This window comes from Pseudomonas typographi (assembly GCF_014694385.1).
GTDB classification, from domain to species: domain Bacteria; phylum Pseudomonadota; class Gammaproteobacteria; order Pseudomonadales; family Pseudomonadaceae; genus Aquipseudomonas; species Aquipseudomonas typographi.
The window spans coordinates 1-17,945 of the sequence record NZ_JAAOCA010000049.1; the positions used below are offsets into that span (position 1 = coordinate 1).

The following is a 17,945-nucleotide window of genomic DNA, read 5'->3' on the forward strand; positions in this document are numbered from 1 at the left end:
CCCGCAAAAGGCGCGCTTTCAAAGTTGGGGCCTGCAGTTCGGCCACAGCTATGCCAGCCATACCTTTAGCCAGGCCTGGCAATGGAACAGCCAATGGGTGGCGCAATACAGCGATGACAGCCTACCGCCCATGGACCTGTTACCGCTCACCGGCAGCTACAACGTGCGCGGCTTTCGCGACGGCGGGGCGTTCCATGCCCGCGGCCTTGCCTGGCACAACACCGTCAGCTTTCCCCGTCGCTATGCCCAGGGCCTGATCGCCGCCCCGCGGCTGGGCCTGGACCTGGGCCAAGGCCAGAAGCCCAACACGCGCCTGGCAGGTTCGGCCGTTGGCCTGAACCTGCGCCGGGGCGACCTGCAACTGGACCTGGACTACCAACACCCGCTGTACCACAGCCGCCGACATGGCTACGGCGGCTATTGGCAGGTGCTACTGCAAGCGCGTTTTTGACCACCACAATAAGGAAAAGACCTGTGAGAAAGCCATTACCCTTCCCTTCCCGGCTTAACGCCGACCCCTTGCGCTGGGCCATTGCGGCCATCCTATTGGCACCGGCCAGCGCCATTGCCAATGGCGGTATCGTCCCCGTCGCGGGCGCCGGCGGCATGCCCCTGGTGGTGCCCCACGGCGACGTGCCGGTGGTCGATATCGTCGCGCCCAACGCCCAGGGCTTGTCGCACAACCAGTTCAATGAATACAACGTCGGCCGCCCGGGCGCGGTGCTGAACAACTCGCTCGACGCCGGCCGTTCGATACTGGCCGGCCAGCTCAATGCCAACAGCCGGTTCAACGGTGCGGCCGCCACCACGATCCTCAACGAGGTGGTCGGCACCGGCGCATCGCGCATCCATGGCCCCCAGGAAATTTTCGGCCACGCTGCCGATTACATCCTCGCCAACCCCAATGGGATACACGTCAATGGCAGCCGCTTGATCAATTCGCCCCATGCGGCGTTTCTGGTCGGCACACCGCAGCTCGAAGGCGGGCGCATTACCGGCCTGAATACCTTCGACGCCCGCGGCCAACTGGACGTCGGCACGGCCGGGTTGTCCAGTGAGGGGGCGGTGGACCTGATCGCGCCGAAGGTCCACATCGACGGCGAAGCGAACCTGAGTGGCGCGCTCACAGTGATCACCGGCCGCAACAGCGTCGACCCTTCCACCGGCCAAGTGCTGGGAACACACCAGGGCGATGGCGAAGTCGGCATCGACACCAGCCTGCTGGGCGGCATGCGGGTGGGCCGCATCCGTGTCGTCAGCACAGCAGAAGGCGCCGGCGTACGCATGGCCGGCACGGATTTCTTCGCCGAAACCGGCGGCATCGAGGTGAGCTCTGCCGGGGGCTTGCGGGTGGGCGAGTTGGCCAAGGCCACCCGCCTGGCTGCCAGCCAAGGCGACATCAGCCTCAATGCCCGTGACGACCTGCTGATTAACAACACTCGCGCCGCGGCGCGTAATGTGCGCGGCCACGCCGGCGGCGATATACGAATCAGCCCCGGCAGCCGTAGCAGCGAACGCAGCGACCGGCCAGAAAACTGGAACAGCAGGTTCCTCGGCACGGTGGTGGAGCGCAAAAAGGTCGAGCGCACCACCCACAAGACCGAGCACACGCAAACCGTGATCACCGCACAAGAGAATGTCGAATTCAACGCCGGCCGCAACCTGGCGATGAAGGCGACGGACATCCGCGCCGAAAACCACACCAGCTTCGACGCCGCAGGCTCGCTCGACATTCTGCCCGCCAAGGACAGCACCGAGGTCAACACCCGCACCATCCACCGCAAGGGCCTTTGGGGCAACGACAGTACCGGCCAAAGCACCAGCGAACGGCTGGTGCCCACGCGCATCGAAGCGCAGACCGTGAGCCTGCGCAGCAGCGGCGACATTGGGGTACGTGGCAGCGAAGTGCGCAGCACTGCGGACATGGCGGTGCTGGCGCGCGAGCTAAAAGTCGAAAGCGAACAGCTGACCGAGGCCGAGGTATACCGCGAACACGGCGGCGACCACCTCGGCGGGCTGGTCAGCAAGCGCCGCGAAAACAAGCAGGGCAGCACAACGCTGCAGGTAGGCAGCAACATCGAGGCTGGCGGGGTGCTGACGGTGACCGCCGATCAGGTGCGCATCACGGGTAGCCGGGTGCACGGCCAGGCCGATGCCACGCTTCAGAGCAAAACCGGTGCGGTTGTGTTGGAAAGCAGCCACAACCTCAAGCAGGTGAAGCACACCACCAGCGACCATACGGTATTCGGCGCCTTCGGTAACAAGCAGGCCGAGCACAACCAGAGCATGCAAGCCAAGGCCAGCGAAGCCAGCTCCGCCAGCAATTTGCGCATCGCCTCGGCCACCCACGTCGAGGTCAAAGGCTCCAGCGCAAAAGCCGGCGCGGCGCTCGATATCCAGGCCGCAGGCGATGTGCTGGTAGTACCCGAGCGCAACCGGCGGGCCGAGCACCGCGAGAACAGCAACCGGCACTTCGCCGCCTCGGCCGGCGAAACCCAGAAAAAAGAAGACAACAAGGCCGGCTCCATGCAGTACCAGGCCAAGGCAGGTTACGAAGTAGTGGGCAAAACCAGCGAAACGGTCGATGAGACGTTGGCACGTGCCTCTCTCGAGGGCGCGACCGTGCAACTCGACGCCGGCGGCACCGCGCGGCTAGACAGCGCCCAGGTCAATGCCAGCGCCGGCGACGTGAAGGTATCGGGCCAACGCATCGTGCTCGGCAGCAGCAGTAGCCTGCATCAGGAAAACACCGATACCCACACCTCTGGGGCAGGCATCGGGGTGACCGGCGGCATGGACCGCTCTGGCAGTTTTTCCTACGGTGAGCACACCCGCGAGCGCCAGGGCCGCGAGACCACCGTTGCCGAACGAACCGAGATCACCAGCACCAGCGACACCTTACTGACCGCCGACCACGGCAAGGGCCAAGTCGACAACCGTGGGGCGAAGATCAAGGCGAGCGGCGAGGTGAAGTTCAAAGCCGGAACGGTGAACAACGAAGCGGTGCATGACACCGCACGCCAGAACAGTTCACGCACCGTCGCCGAAGGCACCGCGGGGCTTAACGCCGAAACCCGGGACTTGACCCGGCCCATTCAGAAGGTCATAGAAGGCCGCGACCAGGTGGCGTTCCAGAAAGGGCTCGAAGAAGCGCTGGACGCTCCGAGCCTTGGCATCGACCTGGTCGGTAATTATGGCCAGCGATCTGCGACCGAGCAGCACAGCAAGGCCAAGGTCGCCGACATACAGGGCGCCCAAGTCAGCATGGAAGTCGCCGGCAAACTCGCCGACCAAGGTACCCGCTACAAGGCCAGCGAAGGCCAGGTGAGCGTGAAGGCGAACAGCCACGAAATGACCGCCGCCCATGACACCTACAGCAGCGAAGTGTCCCGCTTGGACGTAAACGGTTCCGTGCGAGTAGACACAGTCACCAGCGCAGATATCAACGGCAGGCTCCAGGGCATTGGCAGTTCGCTGGCAGAGCAAAAACACCGTGCGAAAGCCGTACCCTCGCTGATAGAGAGCGCCGGCGGCATTCCCATTCAGCTAGGCACCGACGGCCGCTATGAGGGCACCCAATTCAAGGGCGAGGTCAACGCCAAGGTCGGTGGCGACCTGCAGATCGTGCAAGCCAATGACCGCGAAACTCAAAGCACCACCACCACCGATGGCTTCGCCTGGGCGAAAGCCGGTACCGCGCCGAACAAGGCTCGCAGCCTCGGCGGCGGCGGCAGCGCCAGCCACGCAGTGGAGAGTAGCCAGGGCAGCCAGGCGGTGGTGGCGGCCATAGACGGCAAGGCCGCGACGTTCGAGGTGGCCGGAGACTTCAAGGCCGAAGGCCTGCGCGCCGGAACGCTGGCCACGCCGCTCGAAAGCCTGAGCGTCAAGGCCGGCGGCACACTGGAGATGGCTGCGGCCATGAACGAGCGCAGCAAGGCGGGCGAGCGCCTGGGCGGCGGCTTGCAAGTGAGCCTCTCCGCCGCCGAGGCCAGCAAGGGTGGCGGGCTCGGCGGGCATATAGACATCGCCCGCAGCGCCGAACGCAGCCGCCAGGAGCAAGGCGCTAAGCTGATGGTCGACACACTCGCATTGGTCGCCGGCGGCACCGGCGAACGAGCCTTGCATGTGCAAGGGGGGCAGGTCCGTAGCAAGCATATGGACCTGCAAGCGCCTTATGGCGGCGTGCTGGTCGAAGCGGCGCGCACCACCGAAACCAAAGACAACCTGGCCATTACTGCCGGGGCGGGCGCCAACACCCTGCGTACCGGAAACAAAGACACCGACGCGTCTGGGCTGCATGCGCGGCTGAAGGTCAAGGTCGATAACCTCGACAGCCTCACCCACGAAAACACCGGCATTACCACCACCACCTTGAACCTGGCCAGCGCCGATAGCGCGCGTTTTGAAGGTGTAAGGGTGAACGCCGAGCAGATCAGCGGCCATGTCGGCGGCGACCTGACCGTGGCGACCCGGCAAGACCGCGTGGTGGGCACCGAGGTGAACCTGGACGGGCGTATCAGCCGCGAGCATAACCCGCAGGGCCTGCTTAACGCCGTGACCGCCGTGGCTGGGCCATTGGGCGGCAAAGTTAAAGAAAAAGCCGGTAAGGACATACAGGCGCTGGACCCGAATACCAGCCCGAGCCTGGCACTGGACGTGGTCCGTACCCACCGCACCAACGCCGCCAAGCCCACCGAGATACGCGGCCGCGATGGCATCGACCTGACCGTCGAGGGCAGCACTCGCCTGCATGGCGCTGTGCTGAAGGCAATACTAGGGCAGGTGAACCTGGGAGAGGGGCCGGTCCACACCGAGGGCCTGAAGGGGCGCGACTACCGCGCCGATGTGAGCCTGAACGGCTCGGTTTCTCCTCAGGACCTGATCAGCAATGTGCTGGGCGAACTGGTCGGCAGCAAAAGCGCCGAAGCCAAGGCCGACGAGCACTTCAACACCGGGCTTATCCGCACCGGCGGGCATGACCGCGAGCAAGTATTGGAGGCAAAAATCGAACATAAGCGGGGCTGAAACCCTACGGGTGGGCCATGGCCCACCCGTACTGTTTATAAGTCCGCCAACCGCCAGGCCTCGTATGCCGGGGTTTCATAGGGGTGGCTGGCCTTGAGCGCGGCGATGGCCGGCTCGATCAGGTGATCGGCCACCACCAGCTCCACCCGCCATTCCCCCACGTACTCCACCTCGCCGGTGCTGCCGATGAACGGCTGGCTGCCGGGCAAAGGGCGGAACTGCCCCTGGCCCAGCACCTGCCAGCAGCAATGGTCATAGGCCCCGACCCTACCGCCGCCAGCGGCGAACAGCGCTTGCTTCACCGCCTCCAGGTGGCTGGGCGGAACGAAAAAGCACAACTTGAACACCTCAGTTAACCCATACCCGCGCGTTGCGGAACATGCGCATCCAGGCGCCGTCTTCGTTCCATTCGTCTGGGCGCCAGGAGTTCTGCACCGCGCGGAACACCCGCTCCGGGTGCGGCATCATGATGGTCACGCGGCCGTCCAGGCTGGTGAGGCCGCTGATACCACGGGGTGAACCGTTGGGGTTGGCCGGGTAGGTTTCGGTGACCTTACCGTGGTTGTCGACAAAGCGCAGCGCCACGCAACCCGACACGTCGGCCTCGACCAAGGCCTGGTCGTTCACGAACTCGGCATGGCCTTCACCATGAGCGATAGCGATCGGCATGCGCGAGCCTGCCATGCCTTGCAGGAAAATCGAATTGGATTCTTGCACCTGCACCATCGCCACCCGCGCCTCGAACTGCTCGGAGCGGTTGCGCACGAAGTGCGGCCAGAAGTCACTGCCCGGAATCAGTTCGTGCAAGTTGGAGAGCATCTGGCAACCGTTGCACACGCCGAGGGTGAAGCTGTCGCTGCGCGCGAAGAAACCTTGGAAGGCTTCCCGCGCGCGCGGATTGAACAGCGCCGATTTGGCCCAACCCTCACCGGCACCGAGCACGTCGCCATAAGAGAAACCACCACAGGCCACCAAGCCCTTGAAGCCTTCGAAGCCGACGCGGCCACTGAGGATATCGCTCATGTGCACATCGACGGCGGTAAAGCCGGCGCGGTCGAACGCCGCAGCCATTTCGACCTGGCCGTTCACGCCCTGTTCACGCAAGATCGCCACGCGCGGGCGCACACCTTTTTTGATGTAAGGGGCAGCCACGTCATCGTTCACGTCGAAGCCCAACTTGACGCACAGGCCCGGGTTGTCTTCTTCCAGCAGTGCGTCGAACTCTTGGTCCGCGCAACTGGCGTTGTCGCGCAGGCGCTGGATACGATAGCTGGTCTCGGCCCATTGCCGTTGCAATAGCCGGCGCTCGCCCTGGAACACCACCTGGCCGGCGTAGCTGATTGCCACCGAGGCGTTGTTGACCGGTTTGCCGATCACCGTTACGCAATCATCGCCCAGCCCGGCGGCGCTGAATTGCGCCAGCACCAGCGGCGTTGCGTCCTGGCGCACCTGGATCAGCGCGCCAAGCTCTTCGTTGAACAGCACTGGGTTGATTTCCTGCTCGCTGTGCGCCAGCGTGTCGAGGCGCAGGTCGAGGCCGCAGTGGCCGGCAAAGGCCATTTCCAGCGCAGTGGTCAGCAGGCCGCCGTCGGAGCGATCATGGTAGGCCAACAGGTGGCCATCGCTGCCCAGGCCCTGGATCACCGCGAAGAACGCCTTGAGGTCTTCGGGGTCGTCTACATCCGGCGCGTGTTGCCCGAGCTTGCCGTGCACCTGGGCGAGGATCGACGCGCCCATGCGGTTCTGGCCGCGGCCCAGGTCGATCAGGATCAGGTCGGTTTCGCCCTTATCCAGGCGCAACTGCGGGGTGAGCACGTGACGCACATCGCTCACCGGGGCGAAGCCGCTGACGATCAACGACAGCGGCGAGGTCACGCTTTTGTCGGCACCCTGCTCGTGCCAACGGGTTTTCATGGACATCGAGTCCTTGCCCACGGGAATGGTCAGGCCCAACGCCGGGCACAACTCCATGCCCACGGCCTTGACCGTGTCGTACAAGCGGGCGTCCTCACCCGGGTGGCCGGCCGCGGCCATCCAGTTGGCGGACAACTTGATGTCGGAGAGTTTGGCGATGGGTGCGGCAGCGAGGTTGGTGAGGGTTTCACCGATGGCCATGCGCCCGGAGGCGGGCGCGTCGAGCAAGGCCAGGGGGGTGCGCTCGCCCATGGCCATGGCTTCGCCGGTATACACGTCGAAGCTGGTGGCGGTGACTGCGCAGTTGGCCACCGGCACTTGCCACGGGCCGACCATTTGGTCGCGCGCGACCAGGCCGGTGATGGTACGGTCGCCGATGGTGATCAAGAAGCTTTTGCTGGCCACGGCCGGGTGGCGCAGCACACGCTGCACGCTGTCTTCGAGTTCCAGCGCGGCGGCGTCGAAATCATCGCCTCGCTCGGCTTCCCGGGCTACCTTGCGGTGCATGCGCGGCGCCTTGCCGAGCAGCACATCGAGGGGCATGTCGACCGGGTTGTTGCCGAAGTGGTTGTCGCTCACGGTCAATTGGCGTGCTTCGGTGGCCTCGCCGACTACTGCGAATGGGCAACGCTCGCGCTCGCAAATGGCCTGGAAGCGTTCGAAATCGGCGGCGTCCACCGCCATCACGTAACGCTCTTGCGATTCGTTGCTCCAGATCTCCATCGGGGCCATGCCGGGCTCATCGTTGGGCACGTTGCGCAGCTCGAAGCGCCCGCCACGGCCGCCGTCGTTGATCAATTCCGGGAACGCGTTGGACAGCCCGCCCGCACCCACGTCGTGGATGAACTTGATCGGGTTGTGCTCGCCCAACTGCCAACAACGGTCGATGACCTCCTGGCAGCGGCGCTCCATTTCGGGGTTCTCGCGCTGCACCGAAGCGAAATCCAAGTCAGCGGAGCTGGCACCGGTGGCCATGGACGAAGCCGCGCCACCACCCAGGCCGATCAGCATGGCCGGGCCGCCCAACACGATCAGCTTGGCACCGACACTGATCTCGCCCTTTTGCACATGTTCTTGGCGAATGTTGCCCAGCCCGCCGGCGAGCATGATCGGCTTATGGTAGCCACGCACCTCGGTACCCTGGGCGGTGCCCACGGCCTGCTCGAAGGTACGGAAATAACCGGCCAACGCCGGGCGGCCGAACTCGTTGTTGAACGCGGCGCCACCGAGCGGGCCCTCGATCATGATGTCCAGCGCGGTCACGATGCGCTCAGGTTTGCCATAGGGCTGCTCCCAAGGCTGCTCGAAACCCGGGATGTTCAGGTTCGACACGGTAAAACCCGACAGCCCCGCTTTGGGCTTGGCGCCACGGCCGGTAGCGCCTTCGTCGCGAATTTCGCCGCCGGAGCCGGTGGCGGCGCCAGGGAACGGGGCGATGGCGGTCGGGTGGTTATGCGTCTCGACCTTCATCAGGATGTGCACGGGCTCTTGAACAGCCGCGTATTCACGGGTGTCGGGGTTCGGGAAGAAACGCCCGGCGACATGCCCAACGATGACCGAAGCGTTGTCTTTGTAGGCCGAAAGCACGCCTTCGCTGTGCAGTTGGTAAGTGTTCTTGATCATGCCGAACAGGCTCTTTTCCTGAGCCTGGCCGTCGATATCCCAACTGGCATTGAAGATTTTGTGCCGGCAATGCTCGGAGTTGGCCTGGGCGAACATCATCAGCTCGATGTCGTGAGGGTTACGCCCCAAGCCTCGGAAGGCGTCGACCAGGTAGTCGATCTCATCGTCGGCCAAGGCCAGGCCCAGCTCGACGTTGGCCTTGGCCAGCGCCCCGCGCCCACCACCAAGTACATCCACCGCGGCCAGCGGCTTGGGCTCGGCATGGCTGAACAGCCCGGCGGCGTCTTCCAGGCGCGGCAAAACCCACTGGGTCATGCGGTCGTGCAGGGCCTCGGCCACCCGCGCGGCGGCGGCCTCGTCGAGGTCGCCGGCCACGTAGTAGGCCACGCCGCGCTCCAGGCGGGCCACCCCGGCCAGGCCGCAGTTATGCGCGATATCGGTCGCCTTGCTCGACCATGGCGAAATGGTGCCAAAACGCGGCAACACCAAAAACAACCGCCCCGAGGGCTCCTGCACCGGCACGCTGGGGCCATATTCGAGCAGGCGGCCCAGTACCTTATGCTGTTCAGCGGCCAACTCGCCAGTCACGTCGGCAAAATGGGCGAATTCAGCGTAAACGCCCGTGACAGCGGGGGCTTTCTGGGTCAGTTGCGCCAGCAATTTACCGTGGCGAAAGGCAGAAAGGGCAGGAGCACCGCGCAGGATCAGCATCTTCGGAACAGCCTCGGGAAGGGGGTGTGCATAAAGGCCGAGCATTCTAGCCTAAACCGCCCGCGCAGGGCACCTGTAGCGCATGGGGCGTTGACGGCTGGTTCACCTGCAGTGGCCTATCAGAGATATCTGAAGCTGTCGATATATGGTGGCGCTGGCGCTTTAAGTATACTGCTGCGCATGTTTGCCCAGACCGCCCTACGCTTGTGCCACTTCACGTGGCTGTTGGTGATTGGCCTTCTTCTGGCGCTCAACGGCTGCGACGACAAACCCAGCACGCTCGAGCGCATCAAGGAGGATGGCGTGCTGCGCGTGATCACCCGTAACAGCCCCGCTACGTATTTCCAGGACCGCAGCGGCGAAACCGGCTTCGAATACGAACTGGTCAAGCGCTTCGCCGACCAACTGGGGGTCAAGCTAGAGATCCAGACCGCCGACAACATTGACGACCTGTTCAGCCAGTTGGGCAAACCTGGCGGCCCGGCGCTGGCCGCCGCCGGCTTGGTCAGCAGCCAACAGCGTGCGCGGGAAGTGCGCTTCTCCCATCCTTACCTGGAAGTGACACCGCAGGTCATCTACCGCAATGGCCAGCAACGCCCCACCGAGCCCAAAGACCTGGTGGGCAAGAAGATCATGGTGCTCAAGGGTAGCAGCCACGCCGAACAGTTGGCCGAGCTCAAGCAGCAGTATCCGGGCCTCGACTACGAGGCCTCCGACCAGGTCGAGGTGGTCGACCTGCTGCGCATGGTAGACGAGGGCCAAATCGACTACACCCTGGTCGACTCTAACGAAGTGGCAATGAACCAGGTGTATTTCCCCAATGTGCGGGTGGCTTTCGACCTGGGCGACGCCCGTGACCAGCGCTGGGCCGTGGCGCCGGGCGAAGACAACAGCCTACTTCACGAGATCGACGCGTTCATCGACCAATCGCGCAAGAACGGCACCCTGCAGCGGCTCAAGGAGCGTTACTACGGCCATGTGGACGTGCTTGGCTACGTAGGCGCCTATACCTTCGCCCAACACTTGCAAGAGCGCCTACCCAAGTTCGAGAAACACTTCCAGGCCTACGCCCGTGAGGAAAAGGTCGATTGGCGCTTGCTCGCCGCCATCGGCTACCAGGAGTCGATGTGGCAAGCCACTGTAACGTCCAAGACCGGTGTACGCGGGCTGATGATGCTGACCCAGAACACTGCCCAAGCCATGGGCGTGGCCAACCGCCTGGACGCGCGCCAAAGCATCATGGGGGGGGCCAAGTACTTCGCCTCGATGGTCGACCAGCTCGATGACAGCATCAAAGAGCCAGACCGCACCTGGTTCGGCCTGGCCGCCTACAATATCGGCACCGCCCACCTCGAAGACGCCCGCAAGCTGGCCCTGGGCGAGGGGCTGGACCCTAACAAATGGCTGGACGTAAAAAAAATGCTGCCACGCCTGGCGCAAAAGCAGTGGTATAGCAAAACCCGTTACGGCTATGCCCGCGGGGGCGAAACCGTGCACTTCGTGGCCAACATCCGCCGTTACTACGACATCCTGACCTGGGTCACGCAGCCACAGGGCGAAGGCAACCAGGTGGTCGACGGTAACCTGCATGTGCCAGGGGTAGACAAAAGCAAACCGAGCCAGGGGCAGGATTCGGGGCCGCTATAAAGGGCAATGGCCAGGCCAAACGCTGCGCGCCACCCGCGGTTCGCCGGGGCTTGGCGGTTAAACCCGGCTACCCCCGCCGCTTGCTGAAAAACGCGCTCAACACCTGCCCGCATGCCTGCGCCAATACCCCCCCCTCCAACAGCGGCCTATGGTTGAGAAACAACTGGTCGAAAAACCGGCCCTGGCTTTGCGCCACCCCGGCCTTGGGTTCGGTGGCGCCAAATACCACGCGGGCGATGCGCGAGTGCACGATCAACCCCGCGCACATGCTGCAGGGTTCGAGGGTCACGTACAGGGTGGTGCCCGGAAGGCGGTAGTTACCCACGGCGCGGGCGGCGTCACGGATGGCGACCATTTCGGCATGGGCACTGGGGTCGAAGGTGGTGATCGGGCAATTGAAGCCGCGGCCGATCACTTCGCCGCCTTGCACCAGCACGGCGCCCACCGGCACCTCCCCCAAGGCCGCGCCTTGCTCGGCCAGCACTAACGCTTGCTGCATGAAATCGTGATCGCGGCTGCGATCGACGATGAACGGTTGACGCATCAGGACACCTCGATAGCCGCCATCAAGCCAGTCTCCATGTGATCGATCACATGGCAATGGAACATCCACGTGCCAGGATTATCCGCTACCAGCGCCACTTGGGCACGTTCGTTACGCCCCAGGAGGAATGTGTCCGTGAAATAAGGCTCGATGTGGCGTTTGTTCGAAGCCAGCACCTTGAAGCTCATGCCGTGCAGGTGGATCGGGTGTTGATACTGGGTAAGGTTGCGCAGTTCAAGGATATAGCTGCGCCCGTGCTGCAACCGGGCAATCGGGCGCTCGGCACAGGTTTTGTCGTCGATGTCCCACGCCACACCGTTGACTTGCCACAAACTGGGCGCGCGGCCTAGGGCGGTACCCACCGAGAGTTTACCGGCCCATTCGAAGTTGAATACCAGCGTTTGGGCATGGGCAAGGTCCGGCTCCGGCAAGGGGTTCGGCGGCAATGCCGGCGGCCATTGTTGGCCCCGCCCATCGCCGGGCACTGAACGCAAGGTTCCGAGCCGAACCGGCCCGTCACGCAAGGCAACCTCCCCCCCGGCGGCTGGGGCACGCACCGCCAGGCACAGGCGCATTCCCGGGCCTAGCCAGTAATCGCCCCGCAACGGCCGGGGCATGATCGGGTTGCCGTCGATGGCATAAATAAGCGCCTGGAACTCGCCCCTGAGGTTGATCCGGTAGGTGGCCGTGTTGTCCAGGTTCAGCAAACGCACGCGGGTCACCTCCCCGGCCGGCACGTCGAGGGTGCCCTGCGGTACCCCGTTGATACTCGACAGCCGCCCTAACGTGCCATTGCGGGCCGCCTCGCGGGCCACACTGAAGGGCATGAAGGCGCCCCGTTCATCGACGTGCCAGTTTTTCAGGCTGAGCGTGCGCTCGTGGGCGAAACCGGTCGGCTCGCGCTCCTCGACAATCAACGGCGCAACCAGCCCCCGGCCCAACTGCTCGGCGCTGGCCACGTGCGGGTGATACCAATAGCTGCCCGCATCGGGCACCTTGAAGCGGTAATCGAAGTACTCCCCCGGTAATACCGGCATTTGCGACACATAGGGCACGCCGTCCATTTCCAACGGCAGGCGAATGCCGTGCCAATGAACCGTGGTGGCCACCGGCAAGCGGTTATGGAACCGCACGTGCAATCGCTCGCCCTGGCGCACGCGCAATTCGGCGCAAGGCGCGGTGTGCGTGTACGCCCATGCTGGCGTGACACAGCCGGGCACCAAGGGCATGGCGTGCTCGGCTGCGGTCAAATGCAACGCAGGCGCCTGGCGCCCCAGCCCATACCGCAGCGCCAGGGCGCAGCCGCCCGCCACAACGGCAAGCCCGCTGGCACCGGCCACTAATTGCCGCCGAGTCACCGCCATGCCTTCACCCGCATAGATGTAAAGCGCCCAAGAATACAAGCGCCAAGGGTGCCTTTCATTTCATTACATATCACGTAACAACATCTATCTAACGCACCCCGCCAACAACGCTTGGGCACCCTGCAGCTCCTTTGACCAGGAGCGCACCGATATGACGACATCCACCACACCCGACTTGCTCGCCTTGCACGATGCCGCGCGGGCGATGGCCCTGGCCTGCCCGGACCTGCGCCAAATGGCCCGCCAGGTGGCATTGGACCTGTTGGCCGACCACGGCATCCACTCGCTGGACCCAGATGCGGTGTATTGGCACCGGTTCAGCGACGCTGCCAGCAGCCCGCGAACCTACACGGGTTGGGCACATTACGGGCACCCTGTGGAAAGCCTGACGCTGGTGCAGCTTGTGATGCGGCGGTTTAGCGCCCAGGACCAAGACGCCGCCGATAACCTGCGGGTACTGAGCGGCTTTTATACCGTACCGGCCAGCGCCGAGGCATTTGATGAGGCCCACGAGGTTCGCCTGTTACCGGACCACGTGCTGCAAGCGTTTTGGAACATCGCCTTCAAAACCCGCTACACCACCGCCCTCGAGCAGTTTTGGCAGCAGTACGCACAGGCTTATCGCACTCTGGCCAAGGCCACGTTCATCGCCAAGGCGCTGGAGGATCGCCAGGCTGGCTACCTGAGCGATGCCGACGTCAGCACGCTGCTGGCAGCGACCGCAGGCGGCACCACCGCGCCGGCGAACGTACCGATGCTGGAGCGGGGCGTGCCACTGGTAGGCTTGCAGGCCCATTGGCTAAACATCGGCGGCTACCAAACCACCGACATCGTGCACCTGGTGGCACCCAGCGGCCGCCGCTGGTTGTACGTGCCCGGCCAGGTCCAAGCGTTCCACGCCTTCGAAAGCCTGCAAGACCTGCATTGGTGGCTATTGATGAACAACAACGCAGCCGACAACCGTGCGCAGTTCCTCACGCACTTTTCGCTAAGCGATGTGGCTGACCCTGAGCGCGCCGCTGGCCTGACCCACACCATCGACCTGCTCTATACCACCTGGGGTAGCCAAGATCATTCGCTGCTGCAGGTCCTGGGTGCGCCCATCCACGGCGACCTGTTCAGCGCCCTGCGCGACCGTTGCCGAGCCAGGATGGCCAGCGACGCAGCTATCGCCCTGCGGGGCAACGGTGACCTGCGCAAACAGATGTGGATGGGCTACCTGAGCGCGGTGAACCGGGTGTTCGGGCCCATGGCTGCACTGGATTGGCCCGTTGCGTTGGCGGTGGTTGGCGCGGGCTTGGCCGATATGGGCCTGAACATCGACCAGGCCGTTAATGGCAGCACCACCGCGCAACGGCAAGCGGGTGTGGTAGGCGCAATCAGCGGCGCGGTCGAGCTGTTGTTCAACAGCGTATTTCTGTAGGGTGCCTGGGCGCCTGAAGCCCCTCTGGCCGAGGCCATAACCCCGGTGGAGCTGGCCGCAGAACCCACCCAAACCTTGCCCGAGTTAACCCCAGGGCGGCAGTACCCGGCCACCCACCAGGCGCTGTTGGAAACCTTCGAAAGCAACGTGGTGCTGGGGGCCTATACCCCACAGCAAAGCGGCCTTTTACGCCAGGTATACATGACCGAAAACGGCCGCACCTACATTCAAATGGGCGGGTTTTCCTATGCGGTGCGTTATACCGAAGCACTCAAGAGTTGGGTGATCATAGACCCGGAAAACCCGTTTTCTTTCTATCAGAGCGTGCCGGTAAGGTTGAACGCAGCCGGCGAATGGGAATTGGCGCCGCGCCCGGGCCTTAGGGGCGGCGGCAAGGTGCTGGGCAAATTCCCCTGGGTGGGCAGGCGCAGCGCGAAGCTGCCAGCGGCAGCGCCTACCCCCTATGACGCCCCTGCAGACCTGCAGAAACAACTTGCCGAGGCGGTCCTCAACCCTGGCAGCAAAGCGCTGGACCCCGATTACGTCGATTTGAGGGCGGGCCCGGGCCCGTCACCGGCACAGCGCTTCGAGGCGCTGCGCGACCGCCTCTATGCCGATAGCCGGGCCTTTTACCGAAACCTTGAGGCGCTACCGCAACGCCCCGCCGCGCCCAGCCTTACCAAAGAGGCACCGCCCCGGACCATCATCGATGCGCTCTACGAGCACAGTAATGGCGTGATCATAGGTGAAGCCCACGCCGACGCCGGTAGCAAACACTTCCTGATCGCCAACATGCCGCAGTTGGCCAAGGCACGCGTTCGTACCCTTTACCTGGAGCACCTGCTGACTGATTTTCATCAGGCCGACCTGGACGTTTTCGCCCACACAGGGAAGATGCCCGACCCCTTGCGCAAATACCTGCAGTTGCTGGACCACGGCCATGCCACCGACCCGAGCGGGCGCTACACATTTCTCACACTGGTGCAAACGGCCAATGCCGAAGGGCTGCGCATCCGCGCGATCGATTGCCTGGCAAGCTACCGCCTCGAAGGCTTGGTCGACCACCGGGGAACGGCCCGCCAGCAAATCATGAATTACTTCAGCCACGAGGTGATCACCGCCGACCAAAGCGCTGAAGGCGCGCATCGCTGGCTCGCCCTGGTAGGCAACAGCCATACCGACACGTACTTGGGCGTGCCAGGGCTGGCGGACCTCGAAGCGGTACTGAGTATCCGCGCCGAAGACGTTGCGCCCGGCACCCCCACAGGCTTCGCCCCAGACCCAGGCATTACCATGCCGGTAAAGAGCACGCGCCGGCAAGCCACCCTGCGCAGCGATTTACGCCTACGCACCGCAGTGCCCCCACCTGCGGGCGCAACACTGCGCTTGCCTGCGCTGGACGAACAGCGGCTTGCCGAACCTGGCGATTTTTCGCTGCGTGAGCATGGTGCCGGCGCCGCCCTTACCTTTCGCGACTTGGAGGGCGCGCTCACACAAACGCACATTTACCTCGACGGTAAGCAGATCTACGTGCAGACCCCAGCGCTGCCCGCCGTCAGCGGGCGCCGCTTCGACCGCATGGAAGACCTCGCCCAAGCCCTGCAACTGATGGGGATGCATGCCCACTAGCCACGCCTACAGGGGCGATAGCGCGTGCGGCGTCGCCGCCGGCAGCGCACTCTTTATTAGGATTAGGTTTCCCGCCAGGATAATACGCTGCCGGTGGGCGGCCGGCGGTCGCATTGGCCTGCTACTGAGCACTGTAGCGGCGGTCAGCCATCCGTAGAACGGGTTACGGCTTCCCAGGTGTCGATCTCGGCTGTAAGCGCTTTTAGCCGGTCACGTACCAGGCCCAGTGCATCGCTGCCCAACAGCAAGTGGGCCGGTGGCGTGTCGCTGTCGATCACGGCCAACATGGCGCGGGCGGCCTTCACCGGGTCGCCAGGTTGCTTACCGCTCCGCTCTTCGCGGGCCTTACGGATCGGGTCAAACAGGGCATCGTAGTCGGCAATGGACCGATCTGTCCGGACCATGGAGCGGCCCGCCCAGTCGGTGCGGAACGAGCCAGGCGCCACCGCCGTGACGGCGATACCCAAAGGTTTGACTTCTTTGCCCACAACTTCAGAAATGCCTTCCAGGGCGAACTTGCTGCCGCAGTAGTAGGCGATACCCGGCATGGTGATGAACCCCCCCATGGATGTGATGTTGAGAATATGGCCGCGGCGGCGCCCCCGCATATAGGGCAGCACCGCCTTCATCATGGCCACCGCGCCGAACACGTTCACATCGAACTGCCGGCGCATGTCGCCCAGCGGCGACTCTTCCATCACGCCTTCGTGACCGTAGCCGGCATTATTGACCAGTACGTCCAGCGGCCCGACGCTAGCTTCTACCTCGGCGATCACGCCACCAATCGCGTCGACGTTCGTTACATCAAGGATACGCCCGAAGGCTCGGGCACCGTCGAGTGCCTCAAACGCTTGCTTGGCCTCGGTGCTGCGCACTGTACCGACCACACGATGACCAGCGGCCAGTGCCTCTTGCGCGAGCGCACGGCCAAAGCCGCTGCTGACGCCTGTGATAAATAGAACCTTGGAAGATGACATGCAATACCCTCTCATGGATAAAAGACACGTGCATACTATTCGCCTAGGCGGCTACCTTTTAGGCCATATCTTTTAGTTTTATTGCCTATTCCTATGGGTTGGCGGGTATTTTTATGAAGCAAACAGGTCCGATACCCCCAAGCATGGAGCCGGATCGCGAACGCATGCTGGGCTTGCTTTCGACCCTGGCGCCCCAAGAAGGCTACAACCTGACGACATTACCGGGCGTGCGCATCCTGCGCTCGGATCGCCCGTTATCGCGCACGCCCGTGTTGTACGACCCCGGCATCGTCATCGTGTGCCAGGGGTGCAAGCGCGGCTATTTCGCAAGCCAGGTTTACCAGTATGACGAGCAGCATTACCTTGCCGTTTCTGTCCCGGTGCCCTTCGTGATGGAAACCGACGCATCGCCAGAGCGCCCGCTGCTGGCCATCTATATGCACCTGGACCTGCCAGTGGCAGCGGACTTGGCGATGCAGATCGACCGCCAGGGCAGCCCCACGCCAGCGGCTGCGCAAAGCATGATGTCCAGCCCAATGGATACCGCGCTGGCGGCGTCTGTACTGCGTTTGCTCGAGGCAATGGCCGAGCCGATCGACGCTTCGATACTGGGGCCAGCGCGGGTCCGTGAAGTGTATTTCCGCGTGCTCACCGGCGCCCAGGGCAACGCCTTGCGTGCCGCCTTGGCAATGCAGGGGCATTTCGGAAAGATTGGCAAGGCACTGCGCCGTATTCATGCCACCTATGCGCAACCGCTGGACCTCACGCAATTGGCCGACGAAGCGGGTATGAGCGTGCCAACCTTCCATCACCATTTCAAAGCCATTACCAGTACCTCGCCTATGCAATACGTGAAATCGACGCGGCTGCACCAAGCGAGGCTGTTGATGGTGCGCCAAGGCATGACGGCCGCAAGCGCCAGCCAAGCGGTAGGCTATGAAAGCCCATCGCAGTTCAGCCGTGAGTTCAAGCGCCTGTTCGGCCGCCCCCCCGCGGAAGAGACCCGGCGCATGCGAGAGCACTTCGCGGTGCCGCCGGCCCATTCGGCGGCAGGCTACGTTTCTTCCCATTAGCGATACGATGGCCCA

11 protein-coding genes are annotated in these 17,945 nt (G+C 63.8%); 6 read left to right on the forward strand and 5 right to left on the reverse strand.

Annotated elements, in window-relative coordinates; translation table 11 throughout:
• On the forward strand, positions 1–451 hold a 451-nt coding region (locus tag HAQ05_RS25355), incomplete at its 5' end, for a ShlB/FhaC/HecB family hemolysin secretion/activation protein (protein WP_238936590.1).
• Positions 452–474: 23 nt separating this feature from the next.
• A complete protein-coding gene (locus HAQ05_RS25360; RefSeq protein WP_190426322.1) occupies positions 475–5,025 on the forward strand; it encodes a hemagglutinin repeat-containing protein in 4,551 nt (1,516 codons plus the stop codon).
• Between the two features lie 35 nt (positions 5,026–5,060).
• Here HAQ05_RS25360 and HAQ05_RS25365 read toward each other — a convergent pair whose 3' ends face one another.
• Complete coding sequence (locus HAQ05_RS25365) at positions 5,061–5,372, reverse strand: YqfO family protein (protein ID WP_190426325.1); 312 nt, start codon at positions 5,370–5,372, stop codon at positions 5,061–5,063.
• Position 5,373: 1 nt separating this feature from the next.
• Entirely contained in the window at positions 5,374–9,273 is a 3,900-nt protein-coding gene (purL, locus tag HAQ05_RS25370) for a phosphoribosylformylglycinamidine synthase (protein ID WP_190426328.1), read from the reverse strand.
• Positions 9,274–9,453: 180 nt separating this feature from the next.
• On the opposite strand from purL, the gene mltF reads away from it, so the two are divergent.
• Positions 9,454–10,920, forward strand: coding sequence for a membrane-bound lytic murein transglycosylase MltF (mltF, locus tag HAQ05_RS25375; RefSeq protein ID WP_190426331.1), 1,467 nt, complete (start codon positions 9,454–9,456; stop codon positions 10,918–10,920).
• A 67-nt stretch (positions 10,921–10,987) separates the two neighbouring features.
• Here the strand turns inward: mltF and tadA are convergent, their stop codons facing one another.
• The gene (gene tadA, locus HAQ05_RS25380; RefSeq protein ID WP_190426335.1) at positions 10,988–11,464 is read right to left on the reverse strand and encodes a tRNA adenosine(34) deaminase TadA; all 477 of its coding nucleotides are present in this window, start codon (positions 11,462–11,464) and stop codon (positions 10,988–10,990) included.
• A complete protein-coding gene (locus tag HAQ05_RS25385; RefSeq protein WP_190426338.1) occupies positions 11,464–12,828 on the reverse strand; it encodes a multicopper oxidase family protein in 1,365 nt (454 codons plus the stop codon). Before HAQ05_RS25385 ends, tadA begins: the two co-directional genes overlap by 1 nt.
• Positions 12,829–12,979: 151 nt before the next feature.
• Here HAQ05_RS25385 and HAQ05_RS25390 point away from each other — a divergent pair, with 151 nt between their 5' ends.
• Positions 12,980–14,251 carry a dermonecrotic toxin domain-containing protein gene (locus HAQ05_RS25390; protein WP_190426341.1) on the forward strand — a complete coding sequence of 424 codons (1,272 nt, stop codon included), beginning with the start codon at positions 12,980–12,982 and terminating at the stop codon, positions 14,249–14,251.
• Between the two features lie 45 nt (positions 14,252–14,296).
• Entirely contained in the window at positions 14,297–15,880 is a 1,584-nt protein-coding gene (locus tag HAQ05_RS25395) for a membrane-targeted effector domain-containing toxin (protein WP_190426344.1), read from the forward strand.
• Positions 15,881–16,023: 143 nt separating this feature from the next.
• Here HAQ05_RS25395 and HAQ05_RS25400 read toward each other — a convergent pair whose 3' ends face one another.
• Positions 16,024–16,857 (reverse strand): oxidoreductase, encoded by an 834-nt coding sequence (locus HAQ05_RS25400; protein ID WP_190426347.1) that lies wholly within the window; start codon positions 16,855–16,857, stop codon positions 16,024–16,026.
• A 164-nt stretch (positions 16,858–17,021) separates the two neighbouring features.
• Between HAQ05_RS25400 and HAQ05_RS25405 the strand changes: the two genes are divergently transcribed.
• Entirely contained in the window at positions 17,022–17,930 is a 909-nt protein-coding gene (locus tag HAQ05_RS25405; RefSeq protein WP_190426378.1) for an AraC family transcriptional regulator, read from the forward strand.
• Positions 17,931–17,945 lie beyond the last annotated feature (15 nt).